18 protein-coding genes are annotated in these 18,216 nt (G+C 73.3%); 12 read left to right on the top strand and 6 right to left on the bottom strand.

Annotated elements, in window-relative coordinates:
* Window positions 1-25: 25 nt before the first annotated feature.
* Window positions 26-1,219 (bottom strand): glycine C-acetyltransferase, encoded by a 1,194-nt coding sequence (locus ACZ4W5_RS20970; RefSeq protein ID WP_360243854.1) that lies wholly within the window; start codon window positions 1,217-1,219, stop codon window positions 26-28.
* Between the two features lie 29 nt (window positions 1,220-1,248).
* Window positions 1,249-2,277, bottom strand: a complete 1,029-nt coding sequence (gene tdh / locus ACZ4W5_RS20965; protein WP_360243851.1) for an L-threonine 3-dehydrogenase — start codon at window positions 2,275-2,277, stop codon at window positions 1,249-1,251.
* 456 nt (window positions 2,278-2,733) lie between these two features.
* On the opposite strand from tdh, the gene ACZ4W5_RS20960 reads away from it, so the two are divergent.
* The gene (locus tag ACZ4W5_RS20960) at window positions 2,734-4,131 is read left to right on the top strand and encodes a serine hydrolase domain-containing protein (protein WP_465656102.1); all 1,398 of its coding nucleotides are present in this window, start codon (window positions 2,734-2,736) and stop codon (window positions 4,129-4,131) included.
* Between the two features lie 90 nt (window positions 4,132-4,221).
* Here ACZ4W5_RS20960 and ACZ4W5_RS20955 read toward each other — a convergent pair whose 3' ends face one another.
* Window positions 4,222-5,283 carry an ATP-dependent DNA ligase gene (locus ACZ4W5_RS20955; RefSeq protein ID WP_465656101.1) on the bottom strand — a complete coding sequence of 354 codons (1,062 nt, stop codon included), beginning with the start codon at window positions 5,281-5,283 and terminating at the stop codon, window positions 4,222-4,224.
* A 66-nt stretch (window positions 5,284-5,349) separates the two neighbouring features.
* Here ACZ4W5_RS20955 and ligD point away from each other — a divergent pair, with 66 nt between their 5' ends.
* From ligD to ACZ4W5_RS20930, 5 genes are all read left to right on the top strand, one after another.
* A complete protein-coding gene (gene ligD, locus ACZ4W5_RS20950; RefSeq protein WP_465656099.1) occupies window positions 5,350-6,363 on the top strand; it encodes a non-homologous end-joining DNA ligase in 1,014 nt (337 codons plus the stop codon).
* 53 nt (window positions 6,364-6,416) lie between these two features.
* The gene (locus ACZ4W5_RS20945; RefSeq protein WP_360243839.1) at window positions 6,417-7,019 is read left to right on the top strand and encodes a class I SAM-dependent methyltransferase; all 603 of its coding nucleotides are present in this window, start codon (window positions 6,417-6,419) and stop codon (window positions 7,017-7,019) included.
* A 38-nt stretch (window positions 7,020-7,057) separates the two neighbouring features.
* A complete protein-coding gene (locus ACZ4W5_RS20940; protein ID WP_465656098.1) occupies window positions 7,058-7,708 on the top strand; it encodes a GNAT family N-acetyltransferase in 651 nt (216 codons plus the stop codon).
* A 67-nt stretch (window positions 7,709-7,775) separates the two neighbouring features.
* Window positions 7,776-8,033 (top strand): hypothetical protein, encoded by a 258-nt coding sequence (locus ACZ4W5_RS20935; RefSeq protein WP_465656096.1) that lies wholly within the window; start codon window positions 7,776-7,778, stop codon window positions 8,031-8,033.
* 5 nt (window positions 8,034-8,038) lie between these two features.
* A complete protein-coding gene (locus ACZ4W5_RS20930; protein ID WP_465656114.1) occupies window positions 8,039-8,407 on the top strand; it encodes a PIN domain-containing protein in 369 nt (122 codons plus the stop codon).
* 39 nt (window positions 8,408-8,446) lie between these two features.
* Here ACZ4W5_RS20930 and ACZ4W5_RS20925 read toward each other — a convergent pair whose 3' ends face one another.
* On the bottom strand, window positions 8,447-9,661 hold the full coding sequence (locus tag ACZ4W5_RS20925; RefSeq protein ID WP_465656094.1) for an 8-amino-7-oxononanoate synthase: 1,215 nt from the start codon (window positions 9,659-9,661) through the stop codon (window positions 8,447-8,449).
* Between the two features lie 171 nt (window positions 9,662-9,832).
* Here ACZ4W5_RS20925 and ACZ4W5_RS20920 point away from each other — a divergent pair, with 171 nt between their 5' ends.
* The gene (locus ACZ4W5_RS20920; RefSeq protein WP_402477868.1) at window positions 9,833-12,325 is read left to right on the top strand and encodes a DEAD/DEAH box helicase; all 2,493 of its coding nucleotides are present in this window, start codon (window positions 9,833-9,835) and stop codon (window positions 12,323-12,325) included.
* Between the two features lie 71 nt (window positions 12,326-12,396).
* Here the strand turns inward: ACZ4W5_RS20920 and ACZ4W5_RS20915 are convergent, their stop codons facing one another.
* Window positions 12,397-13,248 (bottom strand): hypothetical protein, encoded by an 852-nt coding sequence (locus ACZ4W5_RS20915; protein WP_465656092.1) that lies wholly within the window; start codon window positions 13,246-13,248, stop codon window positions 12,397-12,399.
* A 273-nt stretch (window positions 13,249-13,521) separates the two neighbouring features.
* Here ACZ4W5_RS20915 and bioB point away from each other — a divergent pair, with 273 nt between their 5' ends.
* From bioB to ACZ4W5_RS20895, 4 genes are all read left to right on the top strand, one after another.
* Window positions 13,522-14,745 carry a biotin synthase BioB gene (gene bioB / locus ACZ4W5_RS20910; protein WP_465656090.1) on the top strand — a complete coding sequence of 408 codons (1,224 nt, stop codon included), beginning with the start codon at window positions 13,522-13,524 and terminating at the stop codon, window positions 14,743-14,745.
* 30 nt (window positions 14,746-14,775) lie between these two features.
* Window positions 14,776-16,080 (top strand): adenosylmethionine--8-amino-7-oxononanoate transaminase, encoded by a 1,305-nt coding sequence (locus ACZ4W5_RS20905; RefSeq protein WP_465656088.1) that lies wholly within the window; start codon window positions 14,776-14,778, stop codon window positions 16,078-16,080.
* Window positions 16,077-16,817: a dethiobiotin synthase gene (gene bioD / locus ACZ4W5_RS20900; RefSeq protein WP_465656087.1), complete on the top strand. Its 741-nt coding sequence runs from the start codon at window positions 16,077-16,079 to the stop codon at window positions 16,815-16,817. The genes ACZ4W5_RS20905 and bioD overlap by 4 nt, the downstream gene beginning before the upstream one ends.
* A gap of 71 nt (window positions 16,818-16,888) precedes the next feature.
* A complete protein-coding gene (locus tag ACZ4W5_RS20895) occupies window positions 16,889-17,335 on the top strand; it encodes a hypothetical protein (protein ID WP_360243812.1) in 447 nt (148 codons plus the stop codon).
* Here ACZ4W5_RS20895 and ACZ4W5_RS20890 read toward each other — a convergent pair.
* Window positions 17,314-17,679 (bottom strand): putative quinol monooxygenase, encoded by a 366-nt coding sequence (locus tag ACZ4W5_RS20890; protein ID WP_360243809.1) that lies wholly within the window; start codon window positions 17,677-17,679, stop codon window positions 17,314-17,316. The two genes, ACZ4W5_RS20895 and ACZ4W5_RS20890, sit on opposite strands and share 22 nt — an antisense overlap.
* Window positions 17,680-17,800: 121 nt before the next feature.
* On the opposite strand from ACZ4W5_RS20890, the gene ACZ4W5_RS20885 reads away from it, so the two are divergent.
* Window positions 17,801-18,127 carry an ArsR/SmtB family transcription factor gene (locus ACZ4W5_RS20885; protein WP_360243806.1) on the top strand — a complete coding sequence of 109 codons (327 nt, stop codon included), beginning with the start codon at window positions 17,801-17,803 and terminating at the stop codon, window positions 18,125-18,127.
* Window positions 18,128-18,216 lie beyond the last annotated feature (89 nt).

Here is an 18,216-nt window from a genome sequence, read left to right as displayed (position 1 = left end):
ACGTGGGGGTCAACCCACGTGGGCGTCAGCCCTCCAGCGCGGCGCGGGCGTCCACGAAGGCGGCGACGGCGCGCTCCACGTCCTCGGTGGAGTGGGCCGCGGAGAGCTGCACCCGGATCCGGGCCTGGCCGTGCGGGACCACCGGGTACGAGAAGCCGATCACGTACACGCCGCGCTCCAGCAGGAGTTCGGCCAGGCGGCCGGCCTTCGCCGCGTCGCCGATCATCACCGGGGCGATCGGGTGGTCGCCCGGCAGGATCTCGAACCCGGCCTCGGTCATCTTCGAGCGGAACAGCGCGGTGTTGGCCGCCAGCCGCTCGCGCAGCTCGTTGGACTGCTCGACCAGGTCGAGCACCTTCAACGAGGCGGCCGCGATCACCGGGGCCAGCGAGTTGGAGAACAGGTACGGGCGGGAGCGCTGGCGCAGCAGGGCGACGATCTCCCGGCGGGCGGCGACGTAGCCGCCGGAGGCGCCGCCGAGCGCCTTGCCCAGGGTGCCGGTGATGATGTCCACCCGGTCCATCACGCCGTGCAGTTCGGGGGTGCCGCGGCCGCCGGCGCCGACGAAGCCGACGGCGTGCGAGTCGTCGACCATGACCATGGCGTCGTAGCGGTCGGCCAGGTCGCAGATCTCGCGCAGCGGGGCGACGTAGCCGTCCATGGAGAAGACGCCGTCGGTGACGATCAGGCGGCGGCGGGCGTCCTGGGTCTCCTTGAGCTGCTGCTCCAGGTCGGCCAGGTCGCGGTTGGCGTAGCGGTGGCGGCGGGCCTTGCTGAGCCGGATGCCGTCGATGATGCTGGCGTGGTTGAGCGCGTCGGAGATGACGGCGTCGCGGTCGTCCAGCAGGGTCTCGAACACGCCGCCGTTGGCGTCGAAGCACGAGGAGTAGAGGATGGTGTCCTCCTGGCCGAGGAAGGCCGAGAGGCGGTTCTCCAGCTCCTTGTGCACGTCCTGGGTGCCGCAGATGAAGCGGACCGAGGCCATGCCGTAGCCCCAGCGGTCCAGGGCGTCCTTGGCCGCGGCGAGCACCTCGGGGTGGTCGGCCAGGCCGAGGTAGTTGTTGGCGCAGAAGTTCAGCACCTCGCCGGGGCGGCCGCCGGAGGTGACGGTGACCTCGGCGCTCTGCGGGCTGCCGATCACCCGCTCCGGCTTGAACAGGCCGGCCTCACGGATCTCGTCGAGGGTGGTGGCGATGTCGGCGCGCACGTTGTCGAACACAACAGGCTCCTTTGGCGTCAGCGGGGTGCTCAGGCGGTCCAGTCGAGGATGATCTTGCCGCAGTTGCCGCTCGCGGCGTCGTCGAAGGCGGCCTCGAAGTCGGTGGCGGCGTAGCGGCCGGTGATCACCGGGCTGAGGTCCAGGCCGCCCTCCAGCAGCACCGACATCGCGTACCAGGTCTCGAACATCTCGCGGCCGTAGATGCCCTTGATGGTGATCATCGAGGTGACGATCGAGGCCCAGTCCACCGCGAAGTCCTCGGCCGGCAGGCCCAGCATGGCGATCTTGCCGCCGTGGGTCATGTTGGCGATCATCGACTGCATCGCCTCGGGGCGGCCGGACATCTCCAGGCCGACGTCGAAGCCCTCGCGCAGGCCCAGCTTCTGCTGGCCCTCCTCGATGGTGTGCTCGGCGACGTTCAGCGCCAGCGTCACGCCGACCTGGCGGGCCAGGTCGAGCCGGTACGGGGAGACGTCGGTGATCATCACGTTGCGGGCGCCGGCGTGCTTGGCGACGGCGGCCGCCATGATGCCGATCGGGCCGGCGCCGGTGACCAGCACGTCCTCGCCGACCAGCGGGAAGGACAGCGCGGTGTGCACGGCGTTGCCGAAGGGGTCGAAGATCGCGGCCACGTCGAGGTCGACCGGCACCCGGTGCACCCAGACGTTGGAGGCGGGCAGCGCCACGTACTCGGCGAAGGCGCCGTCCCGGTTCACGCCCAGGCCGACGGTGTTGCGGCACAGGTGGCGGCGGCCGGCCAGGCAGTTGCGGCACTTGCCGCAGACCAGGTGGCCCTCGCCGCTGACCAGGTCGCCGATCGCGATGTCCGCGACGCCGGCGCCGATCTCGGCGACCTCGCCGACGAACTCGTGGCCGAGCACCAGCGGGGTCCGGATCGTCTGCTGCGCCCAGCCGTCCCACTTGCGGATGTGCAGGTCGGTGCCGCAGATGCCGGTGCGCAGCACCTTGATCAGCACCTCGCCGGGGCCGATCTCGGGCTTCGGGACGTCGATCATCCAGAGGCCGGGCTCGGCGTGCTGCTTGACGAGTGCCTTCACGGGAGACGGCTCCTGACGTGCTGATCGGGGACGGCCTTCGAGGGTCGGGCAGGCCGGGGGCTCGGTTCGGCCGCTCCTGACGGGCACGCTCCGGCAGGCAGAAATCTGCCTGGTGGGAGGGGGTGCGGTCCATCGAGGAATTCTTAAGGACGGCCACAGCTGAGCTGAACGATCGTGCCCGAGCTGGGCCCGGGGGCGGGTGCGGCGTGCCGGTGCTCACCCGTCCGGCCGAGCGCGCGGCGCCGGTGACGACACCAACCGGCCGTACCGCCGGGGTACTTGACAACGATCCGCCAGCGGGAACGGGCCACTCGGGTGGGCTTGGGTCCGTTCGGGCCAGCCCGGCCGCCACCGACGCGCGGGTGTTCGAGCGCGGTGCTTACGGTGGCGACGCTCCCCCACGGCCCCGTGGAGCAGCGCTCCGGGGCCCTTCGCCGCAGAGAGGCGCCCCACTCCATGACCAACACCCGACGGCCCCGCCCGGCCGCTCCCCGTTCCGCCCGGCTGGCCGCAGGCGCCGCCCTCGCGCTGGCCGGCCTGCTGACCGCCACCGCCTGCTCCGGAGAGTCGACGCCCGCCCGGCAGGCCGCCGAGCCGGCGGTCACCGCCGAACCGGCCGCGCTCAGCCCGTCTCCGGGGTACTCCTCCCCGGGCACCCCCTCGGGGAGCGCCTCCTCGAACGCGGTGGTGCAGCTGACCCCGGCCGTCAGCGCCAAGCTGGACGCCGCGATCCAGTCGGTGCTCAAGCAGAACTCGGTGCCCGGCATCTCGGTCGGGATCATCACCCCGGGCGGCACGTACCAGAAGTCCTTCGGCGTCTCCGACAAGACCGCCAACACGCCGATGGACGCGGGGCTGTTCACCCGCATCGGCAGCGAGAGCAAGACCTTCACCGCGACCGCCGTGCTGCGCCTGGTCGACCAGGGCAAGGTGGCGCTGGACGACCCGATCTCCAAGTACGTGGACGGCGTCCCCGGCGGCGACGGGATCACCGTCCGCCAGCTCGGCGAGATGCGCAGCGGCCTGTTCCCGTACAGCTCCGACCCGGACTTCGTGAACACGCTGATCAGCGACCCGAACCACGTGTTCACCCCGGACCAGCTGCTCGCCTACGGCTACAAGCACCCCGCCGTGTTCCCGCCCGGCCAGCGGTTCCAGTACAACAACAGCAACTACATCATCCTGGGCAAGCTGATCGAGAAGCTCGGCGGGCAGAGCGCCGGCGACTTCCTCCAGTCCCAGGTGTTCACGCCCGCCTCGCTGGCCAAGACGAGCTTCCCCACCGACGGGACGCTCCCCGACCCGCACGCCCACGGCTACACCAACCAGACGCCCAACGGGGACATCCAGGACGCCACCAACTGGAACCCGTCCTGGGCCTGGACGGCCGGGGCCGTCATCACCCAGCTCGCCGACCTGGAGAGCTGGGCCAAGACCGTGGCCACCGGCGCCATCATCAGCCCGGCCAGCCAGACCGAGCGGTTGAAGACCCTGCCCACCGGCGACCCGGGCGTCACCTACGGCTTCGGGCTGTTCAACAACAACGGCTGGATCGGGCACAACGGCTCGATGCCCGGTTACGAGAGCGTCGCGGTGTACATGCCGGACGCCCAGGCCACCCTGGTGCTGCTGCTCAACACCGATGTGATCTCCCAGGGCCAGGAGCCGTCCACGCTGTTCGCCAACGCGATCACCAAGATCATCTCGCCGAACAACGTCTACGCGCTCCCGACCGAGACCGCCTCGCCGTCGGCCCCGGCCTCGGGCGGCGGCTCCGGCTCCCCCTCGGCCACCGGCTCCGGCAGCGGCGCGCCCTCGCTCCCGGGCAACGCCCCCACCACCGTGCGGGCCTGACCGCGACACGGGCCCGACCACGGCACGCGGGCAGGACGCGAGCCCGACCCGGTGCGACCGGGTCGGGCCTGCTACGTCCATGACGCTCCGTCAGATCCCCAGTACCTTGCCGAGGTCGTACGAGACCGGCTCCTCCAACTGCGCGTAGGTGCAGCTCTCCGGCGTGCGGTCCGGGCGCCAGCGGCGGAACTGGGCGGTGTGCCGGAAGCGGCTGCCCTCCATGTGGTCGTACGCCACCTCGACCACCCGCTCGGGGCGCAGCGCGATCCAGGACAGGTCCTTGCCGCCGGTCCAGCGGCTGACCGCCCCCGGCAGCCGCCCCTCCGCGTGCGCGGACTCCTCCGCCCAGGCGCCCCAGGGGTGTTCGGCGAGGTCGTCCGTCCTCAGCGGGGCCAGCTCATCGGCCAGTTCGCGGCGGCGCGCCATCGAGAAGGCGGCGCACACCCCGACGTGCTGGAGCCGGCCCTCGTCGTCGTGGATGCCCAGCAGCAGCGAGCCGACCACCGGGCCGCTCTTGTGCTCGCGGTAGCCGGCCACCACGCAGTCGGCGGTGCGCTCGTGCTTGATCTTGTACATGGTCCGCTCGCCCGGCCGGTACGGCTGGTCCAGCGGCTTGGCCACCACCCCGTCCAGCCCGGCGCCCTCGAACTCGGCGAACCAGCTCTGCGCCAGCTCGGGGTCGGTCGAGGCCGGGGCGGTGAACACCGGGTCGGCGGCCCGCGCGAGCGCCGCCTCCAGGGCCGGGCGGCGCACCGACAGCGGCTCGTCCAGCAGCGAGTCGTCACCGAGGGCGAGCAGGTCGAAGGCCACGAAGGAGGCGGGCGTCCGCTCCGCGAGCAGCTTCACCCGGCTCGCCGCCGGGTGGATCCGCTCCAGCAGCTCCTCGAAGCGCAGCCGCCCCTCCCGGGCGATCACCACCTCGCCGTCCAGCACGCAGCGCGGCGGCAGCTCCCGCCGGAAGGCCTCCACCAGTTCGGGGAAGTACCTGGTCAGCGGCTTGCCGGTGCGGCTGCCCAGCTCCACCTCGGCGCCGTCGCGGAACACGATGCTGCGGAAGCCGTCCCACTTGGCCTCGTACTGCATCCCCGTCGGGATCCTGGCCACCGACTTGGCGAGCATCGGGGCCACCGGCGGCATCACGGGCAGGTCCATGCGTCCCAGCCTGGCGCGGTTCGCCCCGGGGCGCGCGCCGGGCGCGGCGCCCTTAGCGTGAGAGGCATGGGCACAGCCGTCGAACTGGAAGTCGCCGGGCGCACCGTCCGGCTGTCCAACCCGGACAAGGTGTACTACCCCGAGCGCGGCTTCACCAAGCTGGACGTCGCCCACTACTACCTGGCCGTCGCCGACGGGGTGCTGCACGGGCTGCGCGACCGGCCCACCACCCTCCAGCGCTTCCCCGACGGGGTCGACGGCGAGTTCTTCTACCAGAAGCGCGCCCCCAAGGGCCTGCCGGACTGGCTGCCCACCGCCCGGATCGAGTTCCCCAGCGGGCGCTCCGCCGACGAGATCTGCCCCACCGAACCGGCCGCCGTGCTGTGGGCCGCCAACCTGGGCTGCCTCACCTTCCACCCCTGGCCGGTCCGGCGCGGCGACACCGACCACGTCGACGAACTGCGCATCGACCTCGACCCGCAGCCCGGCACCGACTTCCACGACGCCGTCCGCGCCGCCCACGAACTGCGCGCCCTGCTGGAGGAGTACGGGCTGCGCGGCTGGCCCAAGTCCTCCGGCGGGCGCGGCCTGCACGTCTACGTCCCACTGGTGCCCGAGTGGACCTTCACCGACGGGCGGCACGCCGTGATCGCGCTCGGCCGGGTGCTGGAACAGCGGATGCCGGGGAAGGTCACCACCGCCTGGTGGAAGGAGGAACGCGGCGAACGCATCTTCGTCGACTACAACCAGATGGCCCGCGACCGCACCATCGCCTCCGCCTACTCGCTGCGCGCCCGCCCCCGCGCCACCGCCTCCGCCCCGCTGCGCTGGGACGAACTCGACGACGCCACCCCCGAGGACTTCGACCTGCGCACCGTCCCCGCCCGCTTCGCCGAACTCGGCGACCCCAACGCGGAGATGGCGGACCACGCGTACCGGCTGGACGGCCTGCTGGAGCTGTACGAGAAGCAGCTGCACGACGAGGGCCTCGGCGAACTCCCGTACCCGCCCGACCACCCCAAGGCCGCCGGCGAACCGACCCGGGTGCAGCCCAGCCGGGCCCGGAAGAAGGCCGTCTAGCCTCCTGGGCTCCCTGGGCTCCTGGGCTCCTGGCCTCCTCGTAGTCTGACCGGATGCCCTTCGACCACAACGACCACTACCACCGGTCCGTGCTGCGCACCGTGCCGCCCGGCGCCCGCCGCGCCCTGGACGTCGGCTGCGGCACCGGCCGCTTCGCCCGGGCGCTCGCCCGCCGGGGCCTGGAGGTGGACGCCGTCGACCGGGACGAGGCCGTCCTCGCCGCCGCGCGCGGCTCCTCCGCCCCGGCCGCCGTCCACTACCGGCAGAGCGACCTCACCGCGCTCCAACTGCCGCCCGGCCACTACGACTTCATCTCCTGCCTGGCCAGCCTCCACCACCTGCCGCTGGACACCCTGGCCCGGCTGCGCGAGGCGCTCGCGCCCGGCGGGGTCCTGGTCGTGCTGGGCTGCTACCGCGAGACCACCCCCGGGGACCGGCTGATCAGCCTGGCCGCCGTCCCGGTGAACGCCCTCTGCCGCCTCGCCGTCCACCTGCGCGAACGCGGCGCACCACCACCGGCCGTCCGGGCGCCGATCGCGATGCCGCAGACCTCGCTCCCCGACATCCGGGCGTACGCCACCCGGCACCTGCCCGGATTCCGGCTGCGGCGGCTGCTGTTCTGGCGGTACCTGCTGGTGTATCGCCGCCCGCGGTGATCAACTGGGGCGGACAACTTTCCAGGGAGGGAACGGACATGGGCGCACGGGGGCTGGCGGAGATCCTGGCGGACGCGGCGGGCGGGGTGTTCCCGCCGCCGGACGGCTCGGTGACGGTGGTGCCCCAGCCCTCGCCGCGCGAGGCCGGGGTGGTCTCCTTCGCCGCGCACGCCGTGGTCTTCACCGACCAGGACCCGGACTGGGTGCGCGCCGCCGTCGCCGCCGCCCCGGGCGACCCGCTGTCCGTCCCGCTCTGCCCGCCCTTCCTCACCGCCTTCGCCGAGCGGACCGGGCGGACCGTCAACAACATCGACCTGCTCACCGTCGCCGACCGCCTCCCGGGCGGGCCGCCGCTGCCGCTCAGCCCGGTCGAGGACCGCGAACACCCGCGCGTGGTACGGGCGTTGCGCTACCGCGAGGACGTCCGGGTGTACGAGGCCGACGGCGGCGTGCTCATCCTGGGCCGGGGCGTGGCCGGCCGCTGGGAGACCGCCGTCGAGGTCGACCCGCACGCCCGGGGCCGGGGCCTCGGCCGCGCGCTCGCCACCGCCGCCCGCCACCTGCTGCCGGAGGGCGAGGTGGTCTGGGCCCAGCAGGCCCCCGGCAACGCCCCCAGCGTCCGCGCCTTCCAGGCCGCCGGCTACCGGCCGGTCGGCGCCGAGGCCCTGCTGGTCCTCGGGCAGCCGTGACGCGCCGACCCGCTTGGCGGGTACGGGTGCGTACCCGTACCCTGATGGCAACCGAAGGGAGCCTCCCATGGCCGATGCCAACGTTCGAATCCCCGTCGAAGCACGCGACAGACTCGCCGAGATCGCGGCCGCCGAGCACCTCTCGCTGCGCTCCTACCTCGCCCACCTCGCGGAGACCCTGCTCACCCCCGCCGAACGGGCCGAGCGGGCGGAACAGGCCCGCGCGGCCCTCAAGGCCTGGAACGGCTACGACCCGGACGCCGCCCACACCCGGCAACTGGACGCCGAGCTCGACCGGCGCCTGGCCCAGGCGGAGATCCGGTGACCGAACTGCACGTCGTCCTCGACGACACCGCCATGGTCGCGGCCGGACGCGGCAACCTGCTGGCATCCCGTCTCGTCCACCGCGCCCACGCCGAGCCGGGCTGGTACCTCTACGCACCCGCGTGCGCCCTGGTGGAGGCCGACCGCGCCCGGCCCGGCACCGCCGAGCACCTGGCGGCACTTCCTGGCGTCACCGTCCTCGATCTGGACCTCTCGGCCGCGTTGGCCGTGGCCGGTGACACCACCTGGGCCCAGGCCCACGCCCGCCACGCCGCCGCGCCCACCCCGGACCGTCCGTCCGGCGCGGTCGTCGCCACCACCGACCCCGCGCGGTGGGCCGGTCAGCCCGTACGGGTCATCGACCTCACGCCCTGATCGAACCCCGGGCCGCCGTCGACCCCGGCCGCCGGGCGGTCATGCGATCCGGGCGCCCGCCGGGGCGAGGTCGGCGATGGTGCGGACGGCGTCGGCGATCTGCTGGTCCGTGAGGTCCCCGCGGGCGGTCAGGCGCAGGCGGGAGATGCCGTCCGGGACGGACGGGGGCCGGAAGCAGCCCACGGCGAGGCCCGCACGGAGGCAGTCGGCGGCCCAGGCGACGGCGGCCTCCGGGCCCGGGGCGCGGACCGAGACCACGGCCGCGTCGGGCTGGCAGGCCTGCAGGCCGGCGGCGGTGAGGCGGGCGGCGAGGGTGCGGGCGACCTCGCGGGCGCGGTCGGCGCGCTCCGGTTCGGCGCGCAGCAGGCGCAGCGCGGCGAGGGCGGCGCCGGCGGCGGCCGGGGCGAGGCCGGTGTCGAAGATGAAGGTGCGGGCCGTCTCGGTCAGGTGCCGGACGACCCGGCGCGGGCCGAGCACGGCGCCGCCCTGGGAACCGAGCGACTTCGACAGGGTGACGGTGGCGACGGTGTCCGGCTGCCCGGCCAGCCCGGCGGCCGCCAGTGCGCCGCGCCCGCCGGGGCCGAGCACACCCAGCCCGTGGGCGTCGTCCACCAGCAGGGCGGCCCCGCCGCTCCGGGCGGCCTCGGAGAGTGCGCGCAGCGGCGCCGCGTCGCCGTCCACCGAGAACACCGAGTCGCTGACCACCAGCGCCCGCCGCTGTTCCCGCGCGGCCAGCGCGTCGGCGACCGCGGCCGGGTCGCTGTGCGGGGCCCGGTGGACGTCGGCGCGGGCCAGCCGGCAGCCGTCGATCAGCGAGGCGTGGTTGTAGGCGTCGGAGACGATCAGGGTGTCCGGGTCGGTCAGCGCGGTGAGGGCGGCGAGGTTGGCCGTGTACCCGGAGGAGAACACCAGCGCGGCCTCGACCCCGCAGAACTCGGCGAGTTCCTGCTCCAGTTCGGTGTGCAGCGCGGTCGTCCCGGTCACCAGCCGGGACCCGGTCGACCCCCCGCCCCACCGCAGGGCGGCCTCCGCCGCGGCCCCGGTCACCGCCGGGTGCCTGGTCAGCCCCAGGTAGTCGTTGCCCGCGAGGTCCAGCACCGCGTCCTCCGCGCGCCGGCTGCGCAGCGTGCGGGTCAGCCCGGCGTCGGCGCGCAGCGCGGCGGCCTCGTCGAGCCAGTCGAAGACGTGCGCGGGGGCGGGCCCGGCGTCGGGCGCGACAGCGGGGCGGGGCTGGGAGGCGAGGGGGAGGGCCATGTCCGGCACTCTGACACGCCCCGCGAACGGGGATCAATGTGCCACTCGGCACATGATCGGCGCGGCCCACTGGCCGGTCGTGACAACCGGGGTCCGGCCGCCGGCCGCCCGGAGGCTTTGCCGGGGGTGGCGGCGAGCAGGCAAGATAGCCCGGTGACCCTCCTTGATCTGATGCCGAAGCCCGCCACTCCCGATGCGCTGTACGAGACCTTCGCGGCCTGGGCGGAGGAGCGCGGGATCACGCTGTACCCGGCGCAGGAGGAGGCGCTGATCGAGCTGGTCTCCGGGAACAACGTCATCCTCGCGACGCCGACCGGCTCGGGAAAGTCCCTGGTGGCGGCCGGTGCGCACTTCGCGGCGCTGGCGGAGGGGCAGCGGACCTTCTACACCGCGCCGATCAAGGCGCTGGTGTCGGAGAAGTTCTTCGACCTGGTGAAGATGTTCGGTACCGAGCAGGTCGGCATGATGACGGGTGACGCCAGCGTCAACCCGACCGCGCCGATCATCTGCTGCACGGCCGAGGTGCTGGCGCAGATCGCGCTGCGCGACGGTGCCCGGGCGGACATCGGCCAGGTCGTCATGGACGAGTTCCACTTCTACGCCGAGCCGGACCGCGGCTGGGCCTGGCAGATCCCGCTGCTGGAGCTGCCGCAGGCGCAGTTCCTGCTGATGTCGGCGACGCTGGGCGACGTGCGCCGCTTCGAGGAGGACCTGACCCGCCGCACCGGCCGGCCGACCACCGTGGTGCGCAACGCGACCCGCCCGGTGCCGCTGTTCTACGAGTACCGCCGCACCACCCTGCACGACACCCTGGAGGAGCTGCTGCAGACCGGCCAGGCGCCGGTCTACGTCGTGCACTTCACCCAGAAGGAAGCGGTGGAGCGGGCCCAGTCGCTGATGAGCATCAACATGTGCTCGAAGGCGGAGAAGGAGGCCATCTCCGAGCTGATCGGCGGCTTCCGCTTCACCACCAAGTTCGGCCGCAACCTGTCGCGTTTCGTCCGCCACGGCATCGGCGTGCACCACGCGGGCATGCTGCCGAAGTACCGCCGGCTGGTCGAACGCCTCGCCCAGGCGGGCCTGTTGAAGGTGATCTGCGGGACGGACACGCTCGGTGTGGGCGTCAATGTGCCGATCCGCACGGTGCTGTTCACCGCCCTGTCCAAGTACGACGGCCAGCGCGTGCGCATCCTGCGCGCCCGCGAGTTCCACCAGATCGCCGGGCGCGCGGGCCGGGCCGGCTTCGACACCGTGGGCCAGGTCGTGGCCCAGGCGCCGGAGCACGTGATCGAGAACGACAAGGCGGTCGCCAAGGCCGGGGACGACCCGAAGAAGAAGCGCAAGGTGGTGCGGAAGAAGGCGCCGGAGGGCTTCGTCGGCTGGACCGAGGAGACCTTCGACAAGCTGATCGGCGCCGACCCGGAGCCGCTGGTCTCCCGGTTCAAGGTGAGCCACGCGATGCTGCTGTCGGTGATCGGCCGCCCGGGCAACGCCTTCGAGGCGATGCGCAAGCTGCTCACCGACAACCACGAGGACAAGGCCGCCCAGCGCCGGCACATCCGCACCGCGATCGCGATCTACCGCTCGCTGCTGGAGGGCGGCGTGGTGGAGCGGCTGCCGGAGCCGGACGCGGAGGGCCGGATCGTCCGCCTGACCCTGGACCTCCAGGAGAACTTCGCGCTCAACCAGCCGCTGTCCACCTTCGCGCTGGCCTCCTTCGAACTGCTCGACCCCACCTCCCCCGCGTACGCGATGGACGTCATCTCGGTGGTCGAGGCGACCCTCGACGACCCGCGCCAGATCCTCGCCGCCCAGCAGAACAAGGCGCGCGGCGAGGCCGTCGGCGAGATGAAGCGGGACGGCATCGAGTACGAGGAGCGGATGGAGCGGCTCCAGGAGATCACCTACCCGAAGCCGCTGGAGGAGCTGCTCACCCACGCGTACGAGGTGTACCGCCGGGCGCACCCGTGGATCGGCGACCACCAGCTCCAGCCGAAGTCCGTGGTGCGCGACCTGTACGAGCGGGCGATGACCTTCTCGGACTACGTCGGTTTCTACGAACTGGCCCGCACCGAGGGCATCGTGCTGCGCTACCTGGCCGGTGCGTACAAGGCGCTGGAGCAGACCGTCCCCGAGGACGTGAAGACGGACGACCTCAAGGACGTCATCGCCTGGCTCGGCGAGCTGGTCCGCCAGGTCGACTCCAGCCTGCTGGACGAGTGGGAGCAGCTGGCCAACCCGACCGAGGCGGCCACCGCCGAGGTCACCCTGGACGACAAGCCGGCGCCGGTGACGGCGAACGCCCGGGCCTTCCGGGTGCTGGTGCGCAACGAGATGTTCCGCCGGGTGGAGCTGTGCGCGCTGGAGCGCTGGGACGAACTCGGCGAGCTGGACGGCGAGTACGGCTGGGACGCGGACCGCTGGGCGGACGCCATGGACGGCTACTGGGACGAGTACGACGACCTGGGCACCGGCCCGAACGCGCGCGGCCCGAAGATGCTGATCATCGAGGAGGAGGACTCCGCCTGGAAGGTCCGGCAGATCTTCGACGACCCGGAGGGCGACCACGACTGGGGCATCAGCGCCGAGGTCGACCTGTACGGCTCGGACGAGGAGGGCCGGGCCGTGGTGCGGGTGACGGCGGTGGACCGGCTCGGCGGGTGACGGCCGCTCGGACGACGAGGGGGCCCGGCGCACGTCGCGCCGGGCCCCTGGCCGTTCGTCACACCGCCGTGCTAGGGCTGCATCCAGACGAACGGCTGCCCCGCCGCGTACGACAGCGCGCGGGTGGCCTCGTCCAGGTTCGGTTCGCCGCCGGTGCCCGGGGCGCCGGGCGCCGGGGTGGTCGCCGCGGGGGTGCCCGCGGCGGGGCTGCCGGTCGGGCGGGCGTCGCCGGCGCGGGAGCTGGTGACGGTCACGTAGTGGCCGACGGCCTCGATCCGCGGTTCGCCGCCCGGCTTGCCGCCGCCGGACTGCGCGGGCGCGATGGTGGTGTCGGCGAGGATGAAGGCGACCGCGCCGGGCTTGCCCCGCAGGGTGTCGGCGGCCCTGGCGGCGGTGGACTGGTCGGCGAAGCGCAGCAGGGTGACGCTGGAGAGCACCGGGCGGTCGACGCCGGTGAAGCTGACCGTCAGATAGGCCTGGCAGCCGGTGTCCTTGAGCAGTTCCTGGGTGCGGTCCTGGAGCACCTCGTCGCACTTCTCACCCTGCCGGATGCCGTTGCGCCGAGCCTTGTAGCCGGCGACCTCGACCGGGCGCTGGGCGGGGAAGAGGTTGTCGGCGTTGAGGCCCTCGGGGTCGGTGACGGGCGGCGGGGCGCCGACCACGGGGGGCGTGCGGGTGGCATCCGCCTTGGACGGGCCCAGGCCGGGTATGTAGTCGCCGGGCGTCTCGCGGGTGATGATCCATCCGCCGGCCGCGACCACGCCGACCACGGCGACCCAGCCGACCGCCCGGCGGCCGTTCAGCCGCAGGCCGCGCCTGCGCCCGGTGCCGACGGCCCCCTCGGCTCCCCCGCCGGTCCGCTGTCCTGCCCGGCCGTCCTGGCCCTCTCCCGGAGTCGGGGTGCGCTCCCCCTGCGTGGTCATGGCGCAGATTCTAAGCACCCGCCGAGTGGCGCCGGTCACGGGGTCGGGGGCTTGTCGATCTTCGCCCGCCCCACCCCCGACCCCACCCTCGACCCCGCCTCCGCCCCACCTCCGACCTACCCGCCGGTAACCGCCCTTCGGCGCCGCCGTCAAGCGCGTGACCAGCGCCGACGCCGTGAGCTTCGACACTGTGGCAATCGGCACATCCTTCCGGGGATCTTCTGGTGGGTTTGCTCTGGCGCCATTCGAGCGCCAGCAGGCAGGATCGGCCCCATGGATCTGCTCGATACCCTCACCGCCAAGGGCCTGCGCGGCGAAGTCCCGACCCGCGAGGAGGCCCTGGCCGTCCTCGCCACCACCGACGACGAGCTGCTCGACGTGGTCGCCGCGGCCGGCAAGGTGCGCCGCCGCTGGTTCGGCCGCCGGGTCAAGCTCAACTACCTGGTGAACCTCAAGAGCGGACTCTGCCCCGAGGACTGCTCCTACTGCTCCCAGCGGCTCGGGTCCAAGGCCGAGATCCTCAAGTACACCTGGCTCAAGCCGGACCAGGCCGCCGACGCCGCCCGCGCCGGGGTGGCCGGCGGCGCCAAGCGGGTCTGCCTGGTCGCCAGCGGCCGCGGCCCGACGGACCGTGACATCGACCGGGTCACCGACACCATGGCCGCCATCAAGGACGCCGACCCCGAGGTCGAGATCTGCGTCTGCCTCGGCCTGCTGTCCGACAACCAGGCCGAGCGGCTCAAGGCGGCCGGTGCCGACGCCTACAACCACAACCTCAACACCTCCGAGAACACCTACGGGACCATCACCAAGACCCACACCTACGCGGACCGGGTCGACACGGTGCAGAAGGCGCACGGCGCCGGCCTGTCCGCCTGCTCCGGCCTGATCGCCGGCATGGGCGAGACCGACAAGGACCTGGTCGACGTGGTGTTCGCGCTGCGCGAGCTCGGCTCGGACTCCGTCCCGGTCAACTTCCTGATCCCCTTCGAGGGCACCCCGCTCGCCAAGGAGTGGAACCTCACCCCGCAGCGCTGCCTGCGCATCCTGGCGATGGTCCGCTTCGTCAACCCCGACACCGAGGTGCGGATCGCCGGCGGCCGCGAGGTCCACCTGCGCACCATGCAGCCGCTCGGCCTGCACATCGCCAACTCGATCTTCCTCGGCGACTACCTGACCAGCGAGGGCCAGGCCGGGCAGGCCGACCTCGACATGATCAAGGACGCGGGCTTCGAGGTCGAGGGCGCGGGCGAGGCCACCCTGCCCCGCCACCGCGCCGACGTGGCCGCTGCCGCCGCCTCCGGCTCCGGGTGCGGCACCGCGGCCTCGGCCTGCGGCAGCGGCGGCGGCTGCGGGCCGTGCGGCGGGCACGCGCACGACACCGACGCTGCATCGGCCCCGGCCGCAGCCGTGGAGGGCACGAACGACGGGCTGCGCGAGGACCTGGTCAAGGTCCGCCGCCGCGGCGCCGGCACCGAACTCGCGCCCAACGCCTGACCCTCCCGCACACTCCGGAGCGATCTCACCATGTCCCAGCTGTCCGCGGACACGCTGCTCGCCCTCGACCGGGCGCACGTCTGGCACCCGTACGGGCCGATGCCCGGCACCGTCACCCCGTACGTGGTCGAATCCGCCTCGGGCGTCCGCCTGCGCCTGGCGGAGCCCGTCGCGGGCGGGCGGCGCGAACTGGTCGACGGCATGTCCTCCTGGTGGGCGGCGATCCACGGCTACCGGCACCCGGTGCTGGACGAGGCGGTGCGCGAGCAGCTGGGGCGGATGAGCCATGTGATGTTCGGCGGGCTCACCCACGAGCCCGCCGTGCGGCTGGCCGCCCGCCTGGTCGAGATCACCCCGGAGCCGCTCCGGCACGTCTTCCTCGCCGACTCCGGCTCGGTCGCGGTCGAGGTCGCGATGAAGATGTGCCTCCAGTACTGGCAGTCCACCGGCCGGCCCGAGAAGCGCCGACTGCTGACCTGGCGCGGCGGCTACCACGGCGACACCTTCCACCCGATGTCGGTCTGCGACCCCGACGGCGGGATGCACCACCTGTGGGGCGGGGTGCTGCCCGGGCAGCTCTTCGCCCCGCAGCCGCCGGCCGGCTTCGACGCCCCGCTCGACCCCGAATACGCCGCGCAGTTCGAGGAGTTGATGGTCCGTCACGCCGACGAGCTGGCCGCCGTCATCGTCGAACCGGTGGTCCAGGGCGCGGGCGGCATGCAGTTCCACTCCCCCGCCTACCTGCGGATGCTGCGCGAACTCTGCGACCGGCACGGCGTGCTGCTGGTCTTCGACGAGATCGCCACCGGCTTCGGCCGCAGCGGCGCCCTGTTCGCCGCCGACCACGCGGGCGTCTCCCCCGACGTGATGTGCCTCGGCAAGGCGCTCACCGGCGGCTACCTCACGCTGGCCGCCGCGCTGTGCACCGGCGAGGTCGCCGACGGCATCAGCCGCGGCGAGATGCCCGTGCTCGCCCACGGCCCGACCTTCATGGGCAACCCGCTGGCCTGCGCGGCCGCCAACGCCTCGCTGGACCTGCTGCTCGGGCAGGACTGGGCGGTCGAGGTCAAGCGCATCGAGGGCGGCCTGCGGGACGGCCTCGCGGCGGCCACTGACCTGCCGGGCGTACGCGACGTACGGGCCCAAGGCGCCATCGGCGTCGTGCAGTTGGACCACCCGGTGGACGTCCCGGCAGCCACCGAGGCCGCCGCCCGGGCGGGCGTCTGGCTGCGCCCGTTCCGGGACCTGATCTACACCATGCCCCCCTACGTGACGGAGGACGAGGACGTGGCACGCATCGCTGCCGCAGTGACCGCCGCGGCGGTGGCCGGATGACCGCGCGCATCCTCTTCGTGACCGGCACCAACACGGACGTCGGCAAGACCGTCGCCACCGCGGCCCTCGCCTCGGCCGCGCTGCACGAGGGCCGGAAGGTCGCCGTGCTCAAGCCCGGACAGACCGGCGTCACACCGGACGAGCCGGGCGACGCCGCCGAAGTGCGGCGCCTGGCAGGCGAACTGACGGTCCGTGAGCTGGTGCGCTATCCCGAGCCGCTGGCCCCCGACACCGCCGCCCGGCGGGCCGGGATGCCCTACCTCTCCCCCGCCGAGGTGGTCGCCGAGGTCGCCGACCTCGCCGCCACCCACGATCTGGTGCTGGTCGAGGGCGCGGGCGGCCTGCTCGTCCGCTACGACGACGAGGGCCGCACGCTGGCCGACCAGGCCCGGGCCGTACGGGAGGCGGGCCTCGACGCCGAGGTGCTGCTGATCGCCTCCGCCGGCCTGGGCACCCTCAACATCGTCTCGCTCACGGCCGAGGCCCTGGCCGCCCGCGAACTCCCGCTCGCCGGCGTCGTCGTCGGCTCCTGGCCCGCCGAGCCCGGCCTCGCCGAACGCTGCAACCTCGCCGACCTGCCCCGCTCGGCCGGCGCCCCGCTGCTCGGCGCCCTGCCGGAACGGGCCGGCTCGGCCGAGGACTTCGCGGCCCTGGCCGTCGCCTCCCTGGCCCCGGAACTGGGCGGCCGCTGGAACGCGGAGCACTTCGCACACGTCCACCGGCCGGAACGGCCCTGACTTCGCTCGATGGAGTGATCCTGGTGCCCGAATTGCAGATTCGGGCACCGGATGCTCATTAGGTTGCCCACATGACAGACGGGCTGAGCATGGACGAGGCCCTCCGGGCCTTGGCCGCCCTGGAGGCGGCCTGGAAGGACGACGACGAGGCGCTGGTCGCCCTCGCGGCGGGCGCGGCCGGGGAGCAGTCGCTGCCGGCGCTGGTCGCCGCGTACGGCGAGCACGCGATGGACACGCTGATGGCACTGGCCTTCGGGCTGCGGTCCAGCATGAGCGACGAGGAGATCGCCGAGCTCTCGGACGCCGTCAGCGCCAACATCGGCGCCCGGATGAGCGCCCTGCTCACCCAGACCCTCAAGGCCTGGGGCACGGTCACCGCCGCCGACGACCTCACCGTCACCAAGGTCATCGCCCACACCGTCATCGACGCGATGCGGGCCGTGACCGAGGACCCCAACAAGACCGAGGTGCTGCCGCTGCTGGCCACCTTCCGCAGCTACGCCCTCAACGGCGTCTGAGCGCGCTGCTCCCCCTCGTTCGCCCCCACTCGCGGAGCCGGCCGGTACGGGCTGTGCATGGTGAGGTAGCGGATTTCCAAGTCCCGCTCCAGGTAGTCCATTCGGTGCTCCCAGAAATCCCGGAGGTGCGGGAGGGCGAGGTGGGCGTCGAGGTCCTCCTGGCTCCGCCAGGCCTCGTAGAAGACGAAGGCGCCCGGCTCGTCCCGGTCCTCGTGGAAGTGGTACTCGAGGCAGCCGGGCTCCCGGCGCGTGGGCTCGACGAAGGAGAGCAGGAGCCGGCGCAGTTCCTCCGCGCGCTCGGGCTTGGGGCGGGCGAGGCCGACGAGGGTGAAGGGCTGGTCCACAGGGGGTCTCCGATCCAGTAGGTACGAAGTAGGTACGAAGTAGGTACGATGTGCGTCGTACCTCTCGTACGGTAGAGCCGCCCCGAGGTACGATGCAAGCCATACCTTGGAGGTGACCGCGATGCCCGACGACGAGGGACACCCCGCGCCCACGGAGATCCAGCTCGGCAAGGTGCTGAGCGCCCTGGCCGACCCCCTACGGCGGCGCGTGGTCCGGGAACTGGCCGCCGGACCCGACGGCGAGGCCCGAACCTGCAGCTCCTTCGCCCTGCCGGTCAGCAAGGCGACGGTCACCCACCACTTCCGCACCCTGCGCGAAGCCGGCCTGATCCGCCAGGTCGACCGGGGCAACAGCCGGATGGCCACCCTCCGCCGGGCCGACCTCGAACAGCGCTTCCCCGGCCTGCTGGCCCTCCTCACGGCGGAGGAGGACACCCCGGGCGCATGAGCACAGGCTCGGGGGGGGGGGGGGGGGGGGGGGGGGGGGGGGGGGGGGACGGGGGGGGGGCCCCCACCCCCGGGTCGGGGGGGGGGGGC

The organism is Kitasatospora sp. NPDC029367 (assembly GCF_055569135.1).
The sequence above is the reverse complement of the archived record's forward strand: the minus strand, read 5'-3'. Positions and strand labels throughout refer to the sequence as shown.